At 71.8% G+C, this 2,549-nt stretch carries 2 protein-coding genes; both read right to left on the bottom strand.

Annotated elements, in window-relative coordinates:
* Positions 1-1,458 (bottom strand): proton-conducting transporter membrane subunit (locus PHC73_RS13820; RefSeq protein WP_300129414.1); only part of this gene is annotated, 1,458 nt, incomplete at its 3' end.
* 94 nt (positions 1,459-1,552) lie between these two features.
* Positions 1,553-2,464, bottom strand: a complete 912-nt coding sequence (locus tag PHC73_RS13815; RefSeq protein WP_300129412.1) for a DMT family transporter — start codon at positions 2,462-2,464, stop codon at positions 1,553-1,555.
* Between the last annotated feature and the right edge of the window lie 85 nt (positions 2,465-2,549).

Raw genomic sequence — 2,549 nt, 5'->3', positions numbered from 1 at the left:
CGCGGCGCCGGCGGCCAGATCGAGCAGCGGCGCCACCGGCGCCGCCGGCGCCACACCCCCCAGCACGCACAGCAGCACCAGCAGCTCGACCGGCACGCGCATCCAGCGCACCGGCTCGTGCGGCTCGCGCGGCAAATCGCCGGTCTTGCCGTTGAAGAACACGTCGTGGATGAACCGCACCGAGTAGGCGACGCTGAACAGGCCGGCGGCGGTGGCCAGCAGCGGCGGCAGCCAGCCGACCATGCCGCGCTCGGCCAGCGTCAGCGATTCGGCAAAGAACATTTCCTTGGACAGAAAGCCGTTCAGCAGCGGCACCCCGGCCATCGCCGCGGCGGCCGTCATGGCCAGGATGGCGGTGTGCGGCATGGGCCGGAACAGTCCACGCAGGCGACGCATGTCGCGCGTGCCGCACTCGTGGTCGATGATGCCGGCGGCCATAAACAGCGACGCCTTGAAGGTGGCGTGATTGATGATGTGGAACACGCCCGCCACCACCGCCAGCGGCCGGTCCAGGCCGAACAGCAGCGTCACCAGGCCGAGGTGACTGATGGTCGAGTACGCCAGCAGGCCCTTCAAGTCGTGCTGGAACAGCGCCAGCACCGCCCCGGTGAGCAGCGTGATCATGCCGGCGGCGCTGACCAGGTAGAACCAGGCGTCCGAGCCGCCCAGCGCCGGGTACAGGCGCGCCAGCAGGAACACGCCGGCCTTGACCAGCGTGGCCGAGTGCAGATAGGCCGACACCGGGGTAGGCGCGGCCATGGCCTGCGGCAGCCAAAAATGGAACGGAAACTGCGCCGACTTGGTGAACGCCCCTAGCAGCACCAGCACCAGCGCCGGCAGATAGTAAGGATGTGCGCGCAGCGCCGGCCCGGCGGCCAGCACCGCATCCAGATCATAGGAGCCGACCGCGGCGCCGATCAGCAGCACCCCGCCCAGCAGCGCCAGGCCGCCGGCGCCGGTGATGGTCAGCGCCATGCGTGCGCCCTGGCGGGCGTCGGCACGCTGCGACCAGAAGCCGATCAGCAGGAACGAAGCCAGGCCGGTCAGCTCCCAGAACACCACCAGCAGGATCAGGTTGTCGGCCAGCACCACGCCCTGCATGGCGCCCATGAAGGCCAACAACAACGCGTAAAAGCGCGCCATCGGCTCGTCTTCGGCCAGGTAGTAGCGCGCGTACAGCACCACCACCAGGCCGATACCCAGCACCAGGCCCGAGAACAGCAGCGCCAGGCCGTCCAGGCGCAGGCCGAGATTCACGCCAAGCTCGGGCAGCCAGGGCCAGGCCACGCGCACCACCTCGCCGCCGGCCACCGCCGGTGCGTTGGCGCCCAGTGCCAGACCGGCCAGCGCCGTCACCGCCGCCGCCAGCCAGGCGCAGCGGTTGCGGGCGGTGTTGGCCTGCGCCGCCAGCAGGCCCGCCCCCAGCCAGGGCAGCAACACGGCCGCGGCCAGGGTCATCGGCAACTCCCCAAGGGTGACAAGGCGTCAGGCATGGTGGGTCAACCGTGTAGTCGATGATGCGCCGGGTCTTGGCGCGAACCGGGCTGCGCCTTCAGGCGCGCCCGGGCCGGGCCGCGCCGAGCGCCAGCGTGGCCACCGCCGCGCCGATCAGCAGCAACCCGCCGGTGTTGGTCCACGACAGCGGCTCGCGCAGCCACAGCGCGCCGGCCAGCATGCCGACCACCGGCGTCGCCAGCGAGCCGATCGACGTGGTCACCGCCGGCAGGGCGCGGGTCACGGTGAGCATGGCCCAAAAGCAAAAGCCGGTGGCGAGCGGGCCGTTGTAGGCCAGGATGGCGATCGACTGCGGCGTCCAGCGCAGCGCGGCGTCGCGCTCGAAGATCAGCGCCAGCGGCAGCAGCACCGCCACCGCCACCGTCTGCTGCCAGGGCACCAGCGACAGCGGCGTGCCGGCCCAGCGGTGCCGGCGCACGTGCACGATCTGCACCGCCCACAGCGCCGCGCCCGCCAGCAGCAGCCCGTTGCCGAACAGCACCGTGCGGTCCGACCAGTCGAAGCCGGCCGGGTTGAACAGCACCGCCACGCCGGCCAGGCCGAGCGCAAACGCCAGCAGCTTGGCGCCGGTCAGGCGCTCGCCAAGCACCCACACCGACAGCGGCAGCACCCACAGCGGCGTGGTGTAGGCGAGGATCGCCGCGCGCCCGGAGCCGACGTAGCGCAGGCCGAAAAAGCCGAGCGCCATGAAGCCGGCCATCTGCAGCACGCCGACCGACAGCACGATTGGCCAGTCGGCCCGCGCCGGCACGCGCAGCTCGCCGGCCAGCGCCGCCACCGCGAACATGGTGATCGCCCCCAGCAGCATGCGCAGCAGCGCGAAGTGCAGCGGCGGGATGTCGGTGAGGCCGAGCTTCATCACCGGCCAGTTGACGCCCCACAGCACGATCACCAGCCCGAACAGCAGCGCCGCGCGGCGCCCCGACAGCGCCGCGGCCGAGGCCGCCATCAGCCCGCCGCCTGGAAGCGGTCCAGCGGCTGGCCGTTGTCGGCGAACCACGCCGGCAGCATGGTCAGGCGCTTGAAGTAATGCG

It is taken from the genome of Immundisolibacter sp. (assembly GCF_028696615.1).
GTDB lineage: Bacteria > Pseudomonadota > Gammaproteobacteria > Immundisolibacterales > Immundisolibacteraceae > Immundisolibacter.
Note: the sequence above shows the minus strand (reverse complement) of the source record. Positions and strands in the feature narration are given on the sequence as shown.

Bases quoted from the DNA above. Each gene is read 5' to 3' on its own strand.
- PHC73_RS13815 (WP_300129412.1), bottom strand. From the start codon at position 2,464: ATGGCGGCCTCGGCCGCGGCGCTGTCGGGGCGCCGCGCGGCGCTGCTG.